Source organism: Kitasatospora sp. MAP5-34 (assembly GCF_029894335.1).
Lineage (GTDB): Bacteria > Actinomycetota > Actinomycetes > Streptomycetales > Streptomycetaceae > Kitasatospora.
This window is the reverse complement of record NZ_JARXZC010000003.1, coordinates 136550-154943: the sequence shown is the minus strand read 5'-3', so window position 1 is coordinate 154943 and position 18394 is coordinate 136550. Positions and strand designations below refer to the sequence as shown.

The 18394-nt window shown below is 71.6% G+C and carries 17 protein-coding genes; 10 read left to right on the top strand and 7 right to left on the bottom strand.

Annotation, left to right across the window (positions count from 1 at the left end; all coding sequences use genetic code 11):
* Positions 1-14: 14 nt before the first annotated feature.
* Positions 15-1304, bottom strand: coding sequence for a carbohydrate-binding protein (locus P3T29_RS04335; RefSeq protein ID WP_280714910.1), 1290 nt, complete (start codon positions 1302-1304; stop codon positions 15-17).
* Positions 1305-1460: 156 nt separating this feature from the next.
* Complete coding sequence (locus P3T29_RS04330) at positions 1461-3281, bottom strand: long-chain fatty acid--CoA ligase (RefSeq protein ID WP_280714909.1); 1821 nt, start codon at positions 3279-3281, stop codon at positions 1461-1463.
* 389 nt (positions 3282-3670) lie between these two features.
* On the opposite strand from P3T29_RS04330, the gene P3T29_RS04325 reads away from it, so the two are divergent.
* The 5 genes from P3T29_RS04325 (at position 3671) to P3T29_RS04305 (ending at position 8920) form a co-directional block, all read left to right on the top strand.
* The gene (locus P3T29_RS04325; RefSeq protein WP_280714908.1) at positions 3671-6367 is read left to right on the top strand and encodes a nitrate- and nitrite sensing domain-containing protein; all 2697 of its coding nucleotides are present in this window, start codon (positions 3671-3673) and stop codon (positions 6365-6367) included.
* Positions 6364-6786, top strand: a complete 423-nt coding sequence (locus P3T29_RS04320; RefSeq protein ID WP_280714907.1) for a roadblock/LC7 domain-containing protein — start codon at positions 6364-6366, stop codon at positions 6784-6786. The genes P3T29_RS04325 and P3T29_RS04320 overlap by 4 nt, the downstream gene beginning before the upstream one ends.
* Before the next feature lie 8 nt (positions 6787-6794).
* Positions 6795-7298: a DUF742 domain-containing protein gene (locus P3T29_RS04315; RefSeq protein ID WP_280714906.1), complete on the top strand. Its 504-nt coding sequence runs from the start codon at positions 6795-6797 to the stop codon at positions 7296-7298.
* A complete protein-coding gene (locus P3T29_RS04310; RefSeq protein ID WP_280714905.1) occupies positions 7279-7884 on the top strand; it encodes an ATP/GTP-binding protein in 606 nt (201 codons plus the stop codon). The genes P3T29_RS04315 and P3T29_RS04310 overlap by 20 nt, the downstream gene beginning before the upstream one ends.
* A 271-nt stretch (positions 7885-8155) precedes the next feature.
* Positions 8156-8920, top strand: coding sequence for a winged helix-turn-helix domain-containing protein (locus tag P3T29_RS04305; RefSeq protein ID WP_280714904.1), 765 nt, complete (start codon positions 8156-8158; stop codon positions 8918-8920).
* Positions 8921-8977: 57 nt separating this feature from the next.
* Here the strand turns inward: P3T29_RS04305 and P3T29_RS04300 are convergent, their stop codons facing one another.
* Positions 8978-9970, bottom strand: a complete 993-nt coding sequence (locus tag P3T29_RS04300; RefSeq protein WP_280714903.1) for an aldo/keto reductase — start codon at positions 9968-9970, stop codon at positions 8978-8980.
* Positions 9971-10105: 135 nt separating this feature from the next.
* Here P3T29_RS04300 and P3T29_RS04295 point away from each other — a divergent pair, with 135 nt between their 5' ends.
* Positions 10106-10678: a TetR/AcrR family transcriptional regulator gene (locus P3T29_RS04295; protein WP_280714902.1), complete on the top strand. Its 573-nt coding sequence runs from the start codon at positions 10106-10108 to the stop codon at positions 10676-10678.
* A 54-nt stretch (positions 10679-10732) separates the two neighbouring features.
* Here P3T29_RS04295 and P3T29_RS04290 read toward each other — a convergent pair whose 3' ends face one another.
* Positions 10733-11023 carry a hypothetical protein gene (locus tag P3T29_RS04290; protein WP_280714901.1) on the bottom strand — a complete coding sequence of 97 codons (291 nt, stop codon included), beginning with the start codon at positions 11021-11023 and terminating at the stop codon, positions 10733-10735.
* Between the two features lie 307 nt (positions 11024-11330).
* Here P3T29_RS04290 and P3T29_RS04285 point away from each other — a divergent pair, with 307 nt between their 5' ends.
* Positions 11331-12194, top strand: coding sequence for a universal stress protein (locus P3T29_RS04285; RefSeq protein WP_280714900.1), 864 nt, complete (start codon positions 11331-11333; stop codon positions 12192-12194).
* Between the two features lie 111 nt (positions 12195-12305).
* On the opposite strand, the gene P3T29_RS04280 is transcribed toward P3T29_RS04285, so the two are convergent.
* Positions 12306-13046: a class I SAM-dependent methyltransferase gene (locus tag P3T29_RS04280; protein WP_280714899.1), complete on the bottom strand. Its 741-nt coding sequence runs from the start codon at positions 13044-13046 to the stop codon at positions 12306-12308.
* Positions 13047-13487: 441 nt separating this feature from the next.
* Here P3T29_RS04280 and P3T29_RS04275 point away from each other — a divergent pair, with 441 nt between their 5' ends.
* Together P3T29_RS04275 and P3T29_RS04270 are read left to right on the top strand one after the other, a co-directional pair.
* Positions 13488-14153, top strand: coding sequence for a Pr6Pr family membrane protein (locus P3T29_RS04275; RefSeq protein ID WP_280714898.1), 666 nt, complete (start codon positions 13488-13490; stop codon positions 14151-14153).
* A gap of 160 nt (positions 14154-14313) precedes the next feature.
* Positions 14314-15495 carry an alpha/beta hydrolase-fold protein gene (locus P3T29_RS04270; RefSeq protein ID WP_280714897.1) on the top strand — a complete coding sequence of 394 codons (1182 nt, stop codon included), beginning with the start codon at positions 14314-14316 and terminating at the stop codon, positions 15493-15495.
* Between the two features lie 31 nt (positions 15496-15526).
* On the opposite strand, the gene P3T29_RS04265 is transcribed toward P3T29_RS04270, so the two are convergent.
* Entirely contained in the window at positions 15527-15856 is a 330-nt protein-coding gene (locus P3T29_RS04265) for a hypothetical protein (protein ID WP_280714896.1), read from the bottom strand.
* A 267-nt stretch (positions 15857-16123) separates the two neighbouring features.
* Positions 16124-16519, bottom strand: coding sequence for a ribonuclease (locus P3T29_RS04260; RefSeq protein WP_280714895.1), 396 nt, complete (start codon positions 16517-16519; stop codon positions 16124-16126).
* A 643-nt stretch (positions 16520-17162) separates the two neighbouring features.
* Between P3T29_RS04260 and P3T29_RS04255 the strand changes: the two genes are divergently transcribed.
* Positions 17163-18392 carry a glycoside hydrolase family 16 protein gene (locus P3T29_RS04255; RefSeq protein WP_280714894.1) on the top strand — a complete coding sequence of 410 codons (1230 nt, stop codon included), beginning with the start codon at positions 17163-17165 and terminating at the stop codon, positions 18390-18392.
* The last annotated feature ends 2 nt before the right edge of the window (positions 18393-18394 follow it).

Below are 18394 nucleotides of genomic sequence, written 5' to 3'. Positions count from 1 at the left end.
CCTACCCGCGCTGCTCAGCAGGGACCGTCGTCGGCCCAGACGCCCCACTGGCCGCTCGCGCTCGGGTTCTCGTTCAGGGTCCACCACTTGGCGTGCCACTGGTGGCCGCCGTAGGAGACCGTGTTGCCCGCCGTGTAGACCTTGGTGCTGTCCCACGGCGCCGCCGTGCAGCTGCCCGAGGACGACGGTGACGGCGAGGACGAGGTCGGGGGCGGGCTGGTCGGAGGCGCGGTGGTGGGCGGGGTGGCCCCGGCGAAGCGGACGGTGTACTTGGTGAAGTCCCAGTCGCTCTGCGCCACGCTGGAGCAGGAGCCGGAGAGCCCCGGGTCCACCGCGCCCGTGCACTGCCGGTCCCGGTTGACGGACCAGAAGGTGTAGCGGGCCAGCCCGTGGGCGGTGGCGAAGTCCAGCACGGTCTGGAAGTCGGCCTGCCGGAAGTACTCGGCGGAGTCGGTGCGCCCGTTCATCATCGAGACGCCCTCGTGGGCGTACGCGGTGGCCTCGTTCCAGCCGAAGGTGGACTGGAGCAGCGCGTTGAACTTGACGAGCGCGTCGGTCTGCGCGGCCCCGCCGCTGAAGCCACCGTCGAAGGGCATGATCGAGTAGTTGTTCGGCGTGAAGCCCTGCGACTTGGCCTCGTCCAGCATCTGCTGCCCGAACCAGCCGGTGCCCGAGGTGGTGCCCGCCGTGGTGATCGAGACGTACAGGCCGGGGTTGTTCTGCTGGAGCAGCCGGGCCGCGCCGATCTCGTTGTGGATGGCGGCCGTGTTCTCGTACTCGGGCTCCTCCAGATCGAAGTCGACCGCCTTCAACTGGTACTTGTCGACGACCTTCTGGTACCCGGCGGCGGTGGCCTCCGGGGTGCCGCAGGTCTGGCCCAGCTTGGTGCCGCCGTATCCGCCGAAGGAGACCGAGACGTCGCCGCCCTTGCTCCGGATGGTCTGGATCACGGCGGGCATGGTGGTGTCGGTGGTGATGGCGGACGTACCGCCCCAGGCGGGCCGGCAGCTGCCGCCGTCCAGGATGAAGGCCAGCTGGAACGCCTTCTGGCCGGTGGCGTCCATGACGGCCGCAGCATCCGGCGGGCTGTTGTCCTCGGGCATCAGGTAGGGGGCGCTGGCGTACCAGTTGCTGCCGAGAGCAGTACCGGCAGCCGTGGTGGCGGCGGTTGCGCTGCTGCCGAGCGTGAGTGCGGTGAGGCTGCCGCCGGCCAGCAGGCCGAGCCCGAGCAGGGCGGCGAGCGGTCCCCGGGCGCGCGGCCGGCGCCTGCTGGGGGTGGGTGGGGTGATGCGGGCACGTTCCATGACGGAATCTCCAGGGTGTGGGGGAAGGCTGGAGTGCTCCCGGAGGGACGGGAGGAGTCAGCCTGCCGCACGCAGGCCGAGCCACACAATGGACTGGACCAAGCGGCCCGTCAAGAGGTCTGGACCAGATGGGCGGCACCGGATGAACGGCAGGGGTCAGGTCGCGTAGAGCTCGGCGATGTCGTCCGCGTACCGCTCGACGATCGCCTGCCGGCGCAGCTTCAAAGAAGGGGTCAGCAGCCCCTGTTCGAGGCTGAACTCCTTCGGCAGCAGGCGGAAGGCGCGGATCGACTCGGCCCGGGAGACGGTGGTGTTGGCCGCCGCCACCGCCCGCTGGACCTCGGCGTGCAGCTCCACGTCCGCCAACGCCCCCCAGGGGTCCAGCTGTTCGCGACCCCGGGCCTTCAGCCAGTGCGCCAGGGCCTGCGCGTCCAGGGTGATCAGCGCGGCCACGTACGGGCGGTCGTCCCCGACCACCAGGCACTGGGCGACCAGCGGATGGGCCCGGACCCGGTCCTCCAGGGCGGCCGGGGCCAGGTTCTTGCCGCTGCTGGTGACGATCAGCTCCTTCTTGCGGCCGGTGATGGTGAGGTAGCCGTCCTCGTCCAGCGCGCCGAGGTCGCCGGTGGCGAACCAGCCGTCGTACCGGCTCTCCTCGGTCTCGCGCGGGTTGTTGAGGTAGCCGGTGAAGATGGTGGGACCGCTGACCCAGACCTCGCCGTCGTCGCCGATCGTCACCGAGGCGCCGGGGACGGGCAGGCCGACCGTGCCGAACTTGGGCTTGCCGGGCGGGTTGGCGGTGACGGCGGCGGTGGTCTCGGTCAGCCCGTACCCCTCGTACACCGTCATGCCCGCGCCGGCGAAGAACAGGCCGAGTTCGCGGGTGAGGGTGGAGCCGCCGCACATCACGTTGCGCACCCGGCCGCCGAACACCGCGCGCAGCCGTTGGTAGACCACGCGGTCGTACGCGCGGTGCCGCAGGCGCAGCGCCGGGCCGGGGCCGGGGCCGTGGCCGAAGGCGCGCTGCTCGCGTGCGGCGGCCCACTCCACGGCCGTCTCGGCGGCCTGGGTGAAGAGTTCGCCGCGCCCGGCCTGCTCGGCGGCCTCCCGGGCGCGCTGGTGGATCTTCTCGAGGATGTACGGCACCACGTGCAGGAAGGTGGGCCGGTACGAGGCGAGGGCGGGCAGCAGCGAGTCGGTGGTGAGCTGTCCGTGGTGGCCCAGCCGGACGCCGCCGCGTACCGCCGCGATCTGCACCACCCGCCCGTAGACATGGGCCAGCGGCAGGAACATCAGGGTGGCGGGCGGTACCGGGCCGCTGTCCCGGAAGACCGGCCCCCACTGGGCGAGCAGCGCGTCCGCCTCGGCGGCGAAGTTGCCGTGGGTCAGCAGGCAGCCCTTGGGGCGGCCGGTGGTGCCCGAGGTGTAGATGACGGTGGCGACGGAGTCCGGGGTGACGCCGAGGCGCTGGCGGTGCACCAGGCTGTCGGGCACGCCGTGGCCGTCCTCGGTGAGGGTGGCCACGCAGCCCCGGTCGAGCTGCCAGATACCGGTCAGGTCGGGGAGCGCGTCGCAGACGGCACCGACCGTCATCGCGTGGTCCTCGTGCTCGACCACGCAGGCCATCGCCTGGGTCTCGGCCAGGATCCAACGCACCTGCTCGGCCGAGGAGGTGGGGTAGACGGGGACGGGGATCGCGCCGATCGACCAGAGCGCGTAGTCGAAGAGCGTCCACTCGTATCGGGTGCCCGACATCACCGCGACCCGGTCGCCGTACCGCACGCCCCGGACGAGCAGGCCCTTGGCCAACGCCATGACCTCGTCCCTGAACTGACGGGCCGTCACATCCAGCCACCGGTCACCCCGGCGGCGGGAGAGCTGGACCAGGGCCGGTTCGCGTTCGGCGGTGTCGTACACCGAGTCGGCCAGGCCGCCGACCGCCCGGGCGGGCAGGGCGGGGCTGCTGGACTCGCGCACACCGCCCCCGATCCTCTCGTGACCCCGGGCCGCTCACCGGTCCGGGCACCGGCCGGGTGAGGGACTGCTGCGAAGCTACCGGATCACCGCACCGCTGCCCAGGGGCTGCCGGTGCGTTCCGCCCGATCGGCACGTGCCAAGTCTCCCGATGTCACCGATCGACCAGGGGGCATTACCCGCTTTACGGACAAATGACTATGATCATGACGTGCGGTCCAGGTCCGGCTCGGAACAATGAGTTCGACCCTTCGAACGAGTGGTCAGGGAGTAGTAAGCTCGCGCAGATCCACCGGCCGGGTCGTCATCGCTCCGGCCGGTTCCGGCTGCCCAGGGCAGCGCCCCACGACCGCACCCCCGTCCGCGCCTGGCCCTTCCCCACCGAGGACTCCATGCGTCTGCGCAGCCGCTCGATCCGCGCGAAGATCATCGCGCTGCTGATGGTGCCCATCGTCGCGCTCACCGGCCTCTGGGTCTACGCGACCCTCGTGACCACCGGCGACGCCTGGACCCAACTGGACGTCAGCGCGGCCTACCGCAGCTTCAGCGCGCCCACCGACGAATACGCCCGGGACCTCCAGGACGAACGCCGGGCGGCCGTCCTCACGCTCGCCGACCCCGCCTCCCAGCCGGCCAAGGACACCTACCTGCAGGCGCAGGCGGTCACCGACCGTGACCTCCAGCTGCTGCGCTACCAGGCGAGCGGCTCGGCGGACTCGAAGCTCGACCGGAGCCAGCGGGCCAGGTTCCAGAGCATCCTGAACGCCGCCGACCAGCTGGCCGCCCTCCGGGGCCAGGTCAACCGGGCGGCCAACAGCTGGGGCTACGTGATCGGCCAGTACGGCGACCTGATCGAGCCCGTGTTCGGCTTCCGCTCCTCGTTCGTCAGCAGGCAGAGCGGTCAGCTGCCCCGGCAGGGCATGATCCTGATCGAGCTGATGCGGGCCCGCGAGTACCTCTCCCAGGAGGACGCCGCGATCGAGGGCCTGCGGGTGACCGGCTCGCCGGACGAGCGGATGGTCCAGGCGGCCCTGGACGGGCTGCACAACCAGCGCGCGCTGTTCGCCATCTACATCAGCGAACTCGACCCGCAGGACCAGGCCGACTACCGGGACCTGCAGATCAGCAGCAACTGGACCTACCTGTCCAATGACGAGGCGTTCTTCGAGGCTTCCGGCGACCGGGCCCAGGCCGCCAAGGACCCGTCCCAGACCAGCTACCACGACCTCGCCTCCTCGGCCCTGCACGACCTCGCCGACCTGAACACCCGGCTGGGCGACACCATCGCGGCCCGGGCGACGGCGTACACGGACAACGCGCTGGTCCGCGGTGGCGTCGCCGGTCTGGTCGGGCTGATCGGGGTGGTGCTCTCGATCGTCGTCTCGTACCGGATCGGCCGTGGCCTGGCCCGCGAACTGATCGGGCTGCGGAACGCCGCGCTGGAGATCTCCGGCACCCGGCTGCCCGCCGTGATGCTCAGGCTGCGCCGGGGCGAGGCCGTGGACGTCGAGGCCGAAGCGCCCGCCCTGGAATTCGGCGGGGCCGAGATCGGGCAGGTCGGGCAGGCCTTCAACGAGGTGCAGCGGGCCGCCTTCCAGGCGGCCGTGGAGCAGGCCGAGCTCCGCCGGGGCGTGTCGGCGGTCTTCGTCAACCTCGCGCGGCGCAGCCAGGTGCTGCTGCACCGCCAGCTGACCCTGCTCGACACCATGGAGCGACGCACCGAGAACGCGACCGAGCTGGAGGACCTGTTCCGGCTGGACCACCTGACCACCCGGATGCGCAGGCACGCCGAGGGCCTGATCATCCTGTCCGGCGGATCGCCGGGCCGGGCCTGGCGCAAGCCCGTCCGGATGGTCGACGTGGTCCGCGCCGCCGTCGGCGAGGTCGAGGACTACGCCCGGGTGATCGTCCGTCCGTTCCCCGGCACCGGGCTGATGGGCAGCGCGGTCGCCGACGTGACCCACCTGATCGCCGAGCTGGTCGAGAACGCCGCCGTCTACTCCCCGCCGCAGACCCAGGTGACCGTGCAGGGCGAGGTGGTCGCGCACGGCTTCTGCCTGGAGATCGACGACCGGGGGCTCGGGCTCAGCGAGCAGGCGCTCGCCGAGATCAACCAACGGCTCGCGGTGGAGCAGGAGTTCGACCTCGCGGACACCGACCGGCTGGGCCTCTTCGTGGTCAGCCGGCTGGCCCGCCGGCACGGCATCAGGGTGCACCTGCGGCCCTCGCCGTACGGCGGTACGGCCGCCGTGGTGCTGATCCCGCGCGAACTCCTCGCCGAGGCCGTCGACCAGGGCCTCGACCCGTCGGCGGCGGCCGCGCCGCCCGTCCCGGCGGCGGGTGCGAAGCCCGCCGTGCGGCGCGGCCGCCGCGAGCTGGTCGCCGTACCGGCGCTGGCCGAGGACAGCGGGCACCGGCACAGCGCCGGGGCGCCCGTCACGGCCGACGAGCCGGTACGGTCCTCCCCGCGCCCGATCGGCGGACCACGCCCGGCGGTCGCCGAGCCGGCCCGTACGCCGGGCGGCCTGCCCCGCCGCCGCGCCTCCTCCGGTGGCACCGGGCGCCACCGCCGGGCGGGCGAGGAGGCCGCCGCCGAGCCCCAGGGCCAGGCCGGTCCGGCCCCGGCCGCCCCGGCCCCCGCGCACGCCGCGCCGATCCCGGCGGGCGGGCTGCTGCCCCGCCGGGTACGGCAGGCCAACCTCGCTCCCCAGCTCAAGGCGGCCACCCCGGAGGAGTCTGCGGACCCCGGCCGGGAGCGGTCGCCCGAGGAGGCCAGGTCGACCTTCGCCTCCTTCCAGCGCGGCTACAAGCGCGGCCGGGGCGACCGGCTGCAGCCCGCCTCGCTCACCGTCGTCCCGGACAGCCCGGACAGCCCGGACAGCCCGGCCGCCACCCCGGCGGCTCCGGCAGTTCCGACAGCTCCGGTGGCTCCGGCGGTTCAGCCGACGCCCGAGCCGCCCCGGCCGCGTGCCGCGCTGACGCCGTCCCCCGTGCCGCAGGCGCTCGCCGCAGCCCCGGCTCAGCACGCGCTGCCCGCAGCACCAGTACCAAAAGCTCAGCCTGTTTCAGCGGAAGGAACCGAATCATGACCGCAACGACGCAGCCGTCCGGAGACCTCAACTGGCTCCTGGACGACTTGGTGGGACGCGTCGCGGCCCTGAGGCACGCGGTGATCCTGTCCAGCGACGGCCTGGCCACCGGCACGTCCAGCGGTCTCGCCCGCGAGGACGCCGAACACCTGGCGGCGGTCGCGGCCGGCTTCCACAGCCTGGCCAAGGGCGCCGGCCGGCACTTCCAGGTTGGCGGGGTCCGGCAGACGATGGTCGAGCTGGACGAGGCATTTCTCTTCATCACCGCAGCTGGGGACGGCAGTTGCCTCGCGGTGCTCAGCGAGGCCGAGTCGGACGTGGGCCAGATCGCCTACGAGATGGCACTGTTGGTCAAGCGGGTCGGTGAGCACCTGTCCGCCGAGCCGCGCACCGAGTCCACACCGCCGCCGGGGAGATGAGTGAGGCGATGAGTACCGAGGAAGCCGCGTCCGGGACCGACCTGTTCGCGCCGCGCACACCCGTGGACGACCGTTGGTTCGACGACGACGCGGGCCCGGTGGTTCGGCTGTTCTCGATGACCAGGGGGCGGGCCAGGCCGTCCGACGACGGCCTGTTCGACCTGATCTCACTGATCATCGCCGTCGACCGGACCGGCCCGGAGGGCCTGGGGGAAGAAGCGGACGGTGGACCGGCCGAACAGGCCGTCACGCTGCCCACGCAGGCCCAACGGGACGGCGCGCTGCCCGCGTTGGACCACGAACACCACGCCATCCTGGCGCTCTGCCGGCACGAGCCGCTGAGCGTCGCCGAGCTCGGCTCCTACACCGACCTGCCGGTCAGTGTGGTGCGCGTCCTCCTCGGCGATCTGCACGACGCCGAGCTGATCAGCGTCACCCGACCCGTTGCGCTCGCCCAACTTCCGGACGAGCGCCTGCTACGAGACGTGATCAATGGCCTCCGTGCGCTCTGACCTCACCCCCTCGCCCTGGGGCGTGACCGCGATCAAGATCCTGGTGGCCGGCGGCTTCGGCGCCGGCAAGACCACCCTGGTCGGTGCCGTCAGCGAGATCCGGCCGCTGCGCACCGAGGAGCAACTCAGCGAGCTCGGTCGCCCGGTGGACGACATCGCCGGCGTGGAGGGCAAGCGCACCACCACCGTGGCGATGGACTTCGGCCGGATCGACCTCCGGCCGGGCCTCGCGCTCTACCTGTTCGGCACCCCGGGCCAGGACCGGTTCTGGTTCGTCTGGGACGAGTTGGCCCAAGGCTCGCTCGGCGCCCTGGTGCTCGCCGACACCCGGCGGCTGGCGGACTGCTTCCCCTCGGTGGACTTCTTCGAGCAGCGCGGCATCCCGTTCGTCGTCGCGGTGAACTGCTTCGAGGGCACCGAGGTGTTCGCCCCCGACGACGTCCGGGCGGCGCTGGACCTCGACCGGACGGTGCCGGTGCTGCTCTGCGACGCCCGCCGCCGCGAGGACGGCAAGGAACTGCTGATCCGGCTGGTGGAGCACGCGGCAGCCACCCGCCGTGCGGCGAACCGGGCAGCCGCCAACTGAGCTGGACCGGCAATCGGTGGACGGATGAGGCGCGGCCACCCGTTCATCTGGTTCAATGAGCGCATGAACAACGTCGCGGACAGCGCCCAGGGTCGATTCGACCTTGAGCCTTTCTGGCCGTCCCGACAGCCGCACCTGTTCGACCAGACGTGTCCGGGTTCGCCCAGCGCGTCCCGGCTCTCCGCCCGCTGACCTCAGGTCAGCCCCGGCAGCTCGGCCCGGTCGACGCGCAGACGAATCCACACTCCGTCACGCGCGAAAGAGCGGCACCATGTCTTCCTCCACGGCCACCCTTGCCCTGCCCTCCGCGACCCCGCACCTGCGCGCGGTCCGGTCGGTCCCTTCGACCGCCGAGCGATGGCACTCCGGCGGTGCCCAGCATCCAGTGCCGGCCCAGGCCCAGCCCGCTCAGCTCCCCACCACGCTGCCGCTGACGCAGTCCCAGTCGCAGTCCTATCCGCAGGCCGTTCCGGCCGCACTGCTCACCGCACTGCCCGCAGGTGCCACCGTCGTCGCCACGCTTCCGCAAGCTGCCATCCCACAGGGGCTGTTGGCGCAGTACGGTGACCAGTTCGGCGCGTCCGCCGCAGCGGGCCAGCCGCTGGTCGGGTACCTGATCCTCCTCCCGGCCGAGGCGCCGGCCCCCGGTGCCCGCAGCGTCCCGGCCCAGTTCCCGGCCCAGCCCCAGGCTCAGTTCCCGGCCGCGCGATCCGGACAGTCGCCCGCACAGCCCTCCGGGCAGCCGTCCGCGCGTGGCATCAGCATCGACCTGGAGCGCCGAAACGCCTGGGTGGACGGCGAGTTGCTCGACCTGACCTACCTGGAGTTCGAGCTGCTCGCCCACCTCACCGGGCACCCGCAGCGGGTGCACACCCGTGACCACCTGGTCTCCGCCGTCTGGGGCTACGGTCACATCGGCGACGGTCGCACCGTGGACGTGCACGTGGCGCGACTGCGCCGCAAGCTCGGCAGCACCTATCGGAACACCATCGTGACGGTCCGTCGGGTGGGCTACAAGTACACCCCTGCTGCCTAGTTGACGTCGTTCGGGCCGCTCCAGCCATGTGCTGGAGCGGCCCGCACGAGCGCCGGTTCAGCGGCTGAGGCGGTCGATCTCGGCCAGCTCGAGGGTCGTCAGCGGCGCGCCGTTCAGCGCGTCGAGGTTCTGGTCGAGCTGCGCGACGCTGCTGGCGCCGATGATGACCGAGACCACCCGCGAGTCCCGCAGCACCCAGGAGAGCGCCAGCTGCGCGAGGCTCTGCCCGCGCTGCTCGGCGACCTTGGCCAGCGCTCGCAGCTGCTCGAGCTTCGCCCCGGTGAGCGCCTCCTCCTTGAGGAAGTGGCCGACCGACATCCGCGAACCCGCCGGGACCTCACCACTCAGGTAACGATCCGTCAGCAACCCCTGGGCCAGCGGGGAGTAGGCGATCAGGCTGGTCTGCGTCTCGCCGACCGCCTCCAGCACGCCGTCCTCCTCCACCCTCCGGTCCAGGATCGAGTACCGCGCCTGGTTCAGCAGCACAGGCGTGCCCAACTCGCGAAGCAGCGCCACGGCCTCCCGGTGCTGCTCTGCCGGGTAGTTGGAGATGCCCGCGTACAGCGCCTTGCCCGACCGGACGGCCGAGGCCAGGGCGCCGACGGTCTCCTCCAGCGGGGTGTCCGGGTCGTAGCGGTGCGAGTAGAAGACGTCGACGTAGTCCAGGCCCATCCGGCCGAGCGACTGGTCCAGGCTGGCCAGCAGGTACTTGCGCGAGCCGCCGTCCCCGTACGGGCCGGGCCACATGTCGTAGCCGGCCTTGGAGGCGATGAACAGCTCGTCCCGGTAGGGGCGGAAATCCTGGGCGAACAGGGTGCCGAAGTTCTTCTCGGCACTGCCGTACGGCGGGCCGTAGTTGTTGGCCAGGTCGAAGTGGGTGACGCCCCGGTCGAAGGCCCGGCGCAGCACTGCGCGCTGCACCTCCAACGGCTGGGTGTCACCGAAGTTGTGCCACAGCCCGAGCGAGACGGCGGGCAACTGCACGCCGCTGCGGCCGGCGCGGCGGAAGGTCATCGAGGAGTAGCGGTCATCGGCGGCGAGGTACGTCATGGCCAGTATCCTGTCAGCTCATCGCCCGTCCGAGGGCCGGGGTCAGGGGTGATTCACCCGGTCGCGACGCCGGGGTGCGTCCGTGGCGTCGGCATCCTCTGGCCCGCCATACCTACCGCTAGGTACAGTGGCCGTATGGCGACCCAGGACAGGCTGATCGAGACCATGCAGGAACTCCTCCGGGAGCGCGGCTACACGGGTACCAGCCCGAAGGCCGTCCAGCAGCGCGCCGGGGTCGGCCAGGGGAGCATGTACCACCACTTCACCGGCAAGCCCGACCTCGCCGCCGCCGCGCTGCGCCGCAGCGCGGAGCAGCTGCGCACCCGGGCCGAGCAGCGGATGGCCGGCCCCGGCACGGCGTACGAGCGGATCGAGGGGTACCTGCTGGCCGAGCGCGAGTCGCTGCGCGGCTGCCCGGTCGGCCGGATGGCGCAGGACGCCGAGGTGATCGCCGACCCGGAGCTGCGGGCCCCGGTCCACGAGACTTTCGAGTGGCTGTGCGGCAGGCTCGCCGAGATCGTCGCCGAGGGCCGGGCCGCCGGTGAGTTCCCGGCGGACACCGATCCGGCGGACCTCGCGGCTGCGGTCGCCGCCGTCGTCCAGGGCGGCTACGTGCTGGCCCGGGCCGCCGACTCGCCGGAGCCGTTCCAGCGGGCCGTCCACGGCGTCCTGGCCATGCTCCGGGCCTGCTCTGCGACCAAGGGGTAGTGCCGGGCGGTAGTGCTACGAGGTAGCGCTACGAGGTGGTGCTACGAGGTAGCGCTACGGGGTGGTGAAGGTGGTCAGCGGCGGATCGGCCTCGGTGGGGCGGAAGCCGGTGCCGTCGCAGGTGCGGCAGATCTCCTCCCGGAGGAGGGTTTTGTTGCCGATGGCGTCGACGCTGTAGCGCTTGTACATGCCGGTGCCGTCGCAGAGCCCGCAGTTGCCGTGCGAATCGACGGTGCGGGTCCCGATGCCGCCGCACAGCGTGCACTGGAGCCCGCCCTTGAGGGCGCCCTGCAAGCCGCCGAGGCGGCCCGTACCGGCGCAGATCTGGCATACAACCGTACTCAAGTCAGCTCCTATGCCGATCTGCCGCCGCAAGTGACGCACTCGTTCGGTGACGCACAGCTGGTGGTGCACCTCTGCTCACCATAGTCGTGCTCCGGCCCCGGCCAGGAGAATTTGGCCACCCCGGCCGGCGTCCGACCCACGGCCCGACCCACGGCCCGACCCACCGCCCGGCCGCCGTCCGGCCCCCGGAGGGGCATGCTGGTGAGGAGGGCCTTGCCGTGTGACGGGCCGGACGGCCGGAGCGTACCGAGCCGGACCGGACCGGGCCGATCCGTGCGGCGGGCATCGAGCGCTTCGGGAGTTGATCATGATCGGTAGATCCCCCGCAGGCGTGGTGGCCGGGGTGGACGGTTCGCCGCACGCGGCGATCGCCGCCGACTGGGCCGCCCGCGAGGCGGAGCGGCGGGACTGCGCGCTGCACCTGGTCCACGCGGTCAACACCGGTACTGTCACGCTCTCCCCACGGGCCAGCGCCGCAGTCACCGACCTGATCCTGCAGAACGCGCAGGCCGTCCTGGACGAGGCGCTCGGCAAGCTGCAGGCCGCCCACCCCACGGTGCGCCTGACCGGGGACGTCGTCCCCAGGGACGCCGCAGCGGCCGTCCTCAACGCCGCCGAGCACGCCGAACTGGCCGTCGTCGGCACCCGGGGGCACGGCGGATTCGCCTCCCTGCTGCTCGGCTCGGTCAGCCTGACCGTCGTGGCGCACTCGCTCTGCCCGGCGGTCGTGGTGCGGCCCGCGCCGGAGTCCGGCGGCCACATCCTGGTCGCGATCCGCGACGAGCGGGACGGCGTCATCCTGCGGTTCGCGCTCCGCGAGGCCGAACTGCTCGGCCTCCCCGTGCACGCCGTCCACACCTGGTCCACGATCGTGCCGGGTCTCAGCCACCTGGCCCCGGGGGCCGACGATCGCGGCGAGGAGGCCCTGCTGCACGAGCAGTTGCTGCGCCGGGTCGTCGACGCCGTTCAGCCGGAGTTCCCGGACGTCATCGTGGAGGCCAGGCAGCTCACCGGTGCCACGGCGGCCGTCCTGGTCGAGGAGTCGAAGGAGGCCGCCCTCCTGGTGATGGCCCGGCATGAGCCGACTCAGCACTTCGGCCTGCGCCTTGGCACCGCCGTGCACGCCGTCCTGCACCACGCCCACTGCCCGGTGGCGGTCGTACCGCTCTGACGGTCCGGCGCGGGGGCTTCGTACGCGCGGACCGCAGGGGCCTCGTACGCGTGGACAAGAAGACCCGACGGGCGGTCCGCCCGTCGGGTCGATGTCGTGCCCGAACGGGGGTCAGGCGCGGCAGCGCAGCATCGTCAGCGGGGGGTTCGCGGCGTAGTCGTCCCAGAAGTCCTTGCCGTACTCGCGCACGCCGGCGGCGGAGACCTCCAGGGGCACCCAGGTGACCTCGTTGAATCCGGCCGCCCGCAGGCACTTCTCGAAGACCTCGCGGCTGGGCGGGTTCGCGACGAACGAGATCGGCGGGTCGAGGAGCGCGGTGATCCGCACGCGCGGCCCGATCTCGGTCTCCTCGCCGAGCAATTCGCACAGGAAGCCGTACTTGGCCAGGGACGGCCCGTCGAAACGGAGATCGGGGCTCTGCGTGAAGACGAAGAACTCGGCCCCGTCCACGAGGCTGCGGTGGATGTTGCGGCACATCCGTTCGATGGTGGCGACGTCCTCGGCGTAGTTGAACAGCTGGACCGCGACCGCGATATCGAAGCGTTGGTCGAAGGTGCGCAGCTCGCCGACGTCGCCGACCTCGTAGTGCACGCCTGGCCCGTCGCTGTCCTCCAGGGCCCGGGCCGCGTCGACCATCGCGGGGGAGATGTCGACGCCGAGGACATGGGATGCGCCGCAGCGCTTGAACTCCCGGCTGTAAAACCCGGTTCCGGAGGCCAGGTCGAGGATCGACCTGCCGTTCACGTCGCCGACGAGGGCGAGGAAGCCGGGCACCTCCGCGTAGCGCGCGAGAGGGAGGGTCTTGAAGCCCTCGAACGCCTCGCCGATCTCGTCGTACACCTGACCGCTCATCGTGCTGTTCCCCCTCTGTCCTTGGCGTCGGCCTTCGGGACAGGCCGCAGCCCCTGGCGGGAAGTCTTCCTCTCGTCGGCCGGGGCCTCGTACTGGCGGAAGCCACAAATATGCCGTGGCTGCCTGCCGTGCGGTCTTGGTGTTCGTATCGGACGACGCTCGATCACCACTGACGTCCGATCGCCGCTGACGCCCGATCACCACCGACGCCCGGGCAGACCCGGCGCAGAACGCCGGCGGCCGGCAGAACCGACCAGCGCTGCCCGGGCCGCCACCGGGCGGGTCACCCCGGTACCTGTCCGCCCGTGGAGCCCCTGGCGGGTACGTACGCCGGACGGGTGAGTGTCGGCCGTCGCCCGGGGCGGCCCGCCGGTCGGCACGGGTGGGCCGCATGATGATGAGCGTCAGGAATGATCATCTGACGGTACGGAGGCACGGTCGATGCGAGACCGCGTGGTGGACGTCCTGCGCCTGGCTCTCGGTCTGCTCGCGGCGGTGGCCGTGGGCGTGCAGGCGTACCACACGAGCACCCAGGGTGCCTCGCTGGTCAACTTCTTCAGTTACTTCACCATCCTCAGCAACCTCGCGGGCATCGTGGTGCTGCTGGCCGGGGGAGCGCTCGGGTTGCTCGGGCGTCCGGGGGTGCCGGACGGCCTCCGGGGCGCGGTGGTGCTCTACCTGGCCATCACCGGGCTGGTCTACGTCCTGCTGCTCTCCAGCGAGGACGTGCCGCTGCAGATCCCGTGGGTGAACGCCGTGGTCCACGGGATCATGCCGCTGGTGTTCGTCCTGGACTGGCTGGTCGACCCGCCGCTGCGGCCGGTCTCCTACCGCACGGCCCTGGGCTGGTTGGCCTTCCCGCTGCTCTACCTGGTGTACAGCCTGAGCCGGGGCGCGGCCGTCGACTGGTACCCGTACCCCTTCCTCGATCCGAGGATCCCCGGCGGCTACGGCCGGGTCTCGGGAGCCTGCACCTTGATCGCCGGTGCCTTCGTGCTGATCGGTGCCGTGATCCGGTGGACGGGCAATCAGCTGGGCAGCCGGCTGGGCAGCCGCCCGAGCGGCCACCTGGGGGATCGGCGGGCAAGCGGGGGCGTGCATACTTGACCCCCGGTGGGTGCGAGCTGGGAGCCCCCTGGGCGTCGATCCGAGGTTCAGTGCAACCAGGCGCCCTGTTCCCGGCGTTCGTACCTGTGAGCGACCCGGGGTGTCCCGTCGGTCGGAGGGACGGGCCCGGGGCCCGGTCGAGTACGGGAGCTACGGGTACATGGGCCTGACGAGCCACAAGGTGCTGGCACTGGCAGTGCTGGCCGCCGTCCTGGTGATGGCGGCGACGGTCTGGGTGTGGCCACGGCTGGCGGGGAACAACTGGCGTGCGGTGCTCGGCCGGATCGGCACGCTGCTGGGTACCCAGCTCGCCGTGATCTGCGCGCTGGGCCTGGTCGCCAACAACTACTTCGCCTTCTACAGCAGCTGGGACGACCTGCTCGGCACGGGCAACCCCGGCACGGTCACCGTCAAGACCAAGAACCTGGGCAAGGGCGCGGCGGGCGAGCCGAAGGCCCGGATCGCCACCGTGCAGAACCTCGGCAAGGTGGCCGTCCAGGGCGGTGGCGCGATCGGCCGGGATCCGAAGCAGGCCGGCGAGATCCACCAGGTCCGGATCGCGGGCCCGACGACCGGGCTCAGCACCGACGCCTACGTCTACCTGCCCCCGCAGTACTTCCAGCGCGAGTTCGCGAACCGTCAGTTCCCCGCCGCAGTAGTGATGACCGGCTTCCCCGGTGACGCCAAGAACCTGGTCACCAGGCTCAACTACCCCGGTACGGCACTCCAGTTGCTGCAGACCGGCCAGATGCAGCCCACCGTCCTGGTCCTGATGCGCCCCTCCCCGGCGATGCCGGCGGACAGTGAGTGCGAGGACATCCCGGGCGGCACGCAGGCCGACTCGTACTTCACCAAGGACGTCCCCCCGGTGATCGAGGCGTCCTACCGGGTCTCCGCCGACCCGCACGCCTGGGGCGTGGTCGGCGACTCCACCGGCGGCTACTGCGCACTGAAGCTGGCGATGCGCCACCCCGACGTCTTCCGGAGCGCCGTCTCGATCTCCGGCTACTACAAGGCCGCCGAGGACGAGACCACCGGCGACCTCTTCAAGGGCAGTCAGCAGCGCCGTAACGAAGCCGATCTGACGTGGCGGCTGAAGAACCTGCCCCAGCCCGGGATCTCGGTGATGCTGGCCGGCAGCGAGGAGGGCGACGGCGACTACAAGAAGGAGACCGACGCTTTCGAGGCCGTCATCCAGAAGCCGATGAACGTCAGCACCGCCACCGTCCCGACCGGCGGCCACAACTTCCAGACCTGGAACCGCCTACTGCCCCCGTCGCTGGAGTGGCTCTCCCAGCACCTGACCGTCCCGGCCGGCCCGGCTGCCCCGGCGGGCGCGTAGCGGCGGCTCCGCCGGGTCGTCACCTGCGGTCTCAGGCCACGGGCTGCAGCTTGCCGGTGTGGAGCTCGCCGACCCGGCCGCCTTCGCCCTCGTAGGTCCAGAAGACGCGGACGGTCAGGTTGGCCAGGTCCATCACGTGGCTGACGGTGATGCCGCTCGCCTCCGTCCAGCTGACGAAGTAGAGCTCCGGGCCCACGTGGGCGACGTGCAGCGAGACGTCCTCCCACTGGCCGGCCGACTCGCCGAGGCCCTCCCAGCGCAGCCGCGTCCCGTCGGCGGAGTAGGCGTTGCGGAAGGCCGCGCCGTTGTCGACCTGGAACAGGTAGGTGCGGCCGGCGAAACCTGGCAGGGGCGCGGTCATCTTCGGGGCTTCCTCGTCTGGCTCGTCCGGCCCGTCCGGGGTATGCGGCGGGAGCGGCCGGAGCTTCCGGCCACGGCCACCAACCTATCCGAACGTCGTGCCGCCGACCCGCTCCTTTCGGGCGGCGGCCCCCGTGCCGCCCGGCCCGGGTTGGCCTCCCGAAAAGCCGAGCCGCCCGCACCCCGGGGAAGTCGGGTGCGGGCGACTCGGGGTGACTGGTCGGCAGGTCAGCCGGTCGGCCGGTCGGCAGGTCGACTTGTCAGCGGGTCAGCAGGTGAAGTCGATGCTGTAGAACGTCGCGTAGTGGTCGGAGGTGTAGTAGTCCTCCTGGGGCGTGTCACCGGTGATGATCCGTCGGGCGCCGCGCGTCGGCGAGCCCGGGGTGACGACGGTGTACTCGTGGTAGTAGCCGTAGCTCTGCGAGGGCAGTACGCCCTCCCGGTTCTGGAAGACGACGCCGTCCTGCGAGTACGGGAACGGGCCGCCGTTGTCGATCAGGCTCAGGGTGTCGTCCGCCTGGCTCGGCAGGGCGGTCTGGCAGATGCTGCCGCTCACGTCTGCGTGGGCGTCGGCAGCGAACACGACGGTGGGGGCCAGCGTGAGCAGGCCGACGACTGCAACAGAGGCAGCGCGGGTCTTCAACGCGCGTAGAGTGTTTCGCATGGCAACAGTCTGAGGGTGCGTCAGGGCGTTACGGAAGCGTTGAGAAAACACTTCATGTACACGTAACTGCGACGTTGATCAGGTGCCTCGTGCCGTACGAGCGATCCGCCCGATTCGGTCATTCCGGGAGCTCCGACGGCTGCTGACCGGGCGCGGCCGCCCCACTCCGGAGGGTGTGTGGGCGCTGTCCGTGTGAGGGACATCTCGTTGTTTGATCGTGGTCGGGCTGTCTAGCCTGCACGAGATGTCCGTTTTGTGCGGACCCCGCCGTCGGGACGCCGAGTCCTGTCCACCCGCCGGCGGGCACTCGAGACCGAAATCGGACAGGAGCGGGGGAACCAGGTCAGTTGCCGCGGCCCCCATGTCCGCTCGCCGGGCGTGGGGGCCACGGCTTGGGGTGAAGCCGCTCTCCGGCCGGCCGGGCTTCCTCAGAGCCTGTGTCTGAACCTGCGCCGGATCAGCGCGGGTCGTCTGGTGCGTGCGATCGCAAGGCGCCGGGGCGCCCTCGTAGCGGAGCTACTTGGGCGTTTCGGCAACACAGCGAGCGTGCGTGCCAGGCGGGCCGCGCCCGGCGCAGGTTCAGACACAGGTTCTCAGGGCCCGAACCCGACAGCTCACCTCGTAGGCGTCGCAGAGGACCTCCATGCGCATTCCTGCCTCCCCTGCTCGCCTCAGTGCGATAGCCGGCGTCGCCGCCCTGGTCACCGTCCCGCTGGTCGGCCAGGCGCAGGCCGCCACCGGCGTCACCGAGGACCGCCTGACCCCGGCCTCGATGACCGCGGGTGCCGCCACCACGGCGGGTCTCACCGTGCACTCGACCTCCTGCTTCACCGCCAAGACGCTCGGCGTCGGCATCCGGGACGCGGCGGGTCACAACCTCGACTTCCCGGGCAGCCACTCCAACGTCCGGATCTGCCCGACCGGCGTCTCGATCACCACCGGCGCCCGCGCCCTCCCGGCCGGGACGTACACCCAGTTCGGCTTCTGGCAGGACACGGCGGGCCACTGGCACAACCTCGCCGCCCGCCAGCTGACGGTCTCCGGCACCCCGGCCCCGGCCCCCGCGCCGAAGCCGACGCCCACCCCGGCCCCCGCGCCGAAGCCCACCCCGACGCCCGGCCCCGCCCCGGCACCGACCCCGACCCCCGCTCCGGCGCCCGCGCCCGGCCCGACCACCGGCTCGCCCGTCCCGGGCAAGTCGCTGACCTGGTCCGACGAGTTCAGCAGCGGCATCAACTGGGGCGACCGCTGGGTCGGCGACCAGAGCACGGCGTACAAGTACGGGAACCACAACCCGGACGACAACAAGCTCGACTGGCTCAACAAGAACAACGTGACCGTCGCCAATGGCGTGGCCACCTTCACCGCGACGCCGTCCAGCCACACCCTGGAGAACGGCAAGCAGGCCTGGGACACCGGCTTCCTCACCACCGAGGGCTCCAAGGAGGGCTTCCAGGTGAAGACCGGCGACTACGCCGAGACCCGGGTCAAGCTGCCCGCCGGCTCCGGCGCCTGGCCCGCGCTGTGGACCTGGAAGAACGGCAACGGGGAGATCGACTCCTTCGAGTACCACCCCGACAACCCGAACCTCCTCGAGCTGACCAACCACGTCACCTCCGGCTCGAACTACTACACCAACGCGAGCGCCGTCGCTCCCGACCAGTGGGTGACCATCGGCACGTACTACGGCGCCAACTCGGTCGACTGGTACGTCAACGGCGCCAAGGTGTACTCGGACGGCCACGGCGTCGGCGCCAACTGGTCCGCGTACCTGATCCTCAACCTGTCCGTGGGCGCGGGCCAGTACCACCCGGGCCCGGCCGGCAATGCCCCGATCACCATGCAGGCCGACTACGTGCGGGTCTACCGCTGATC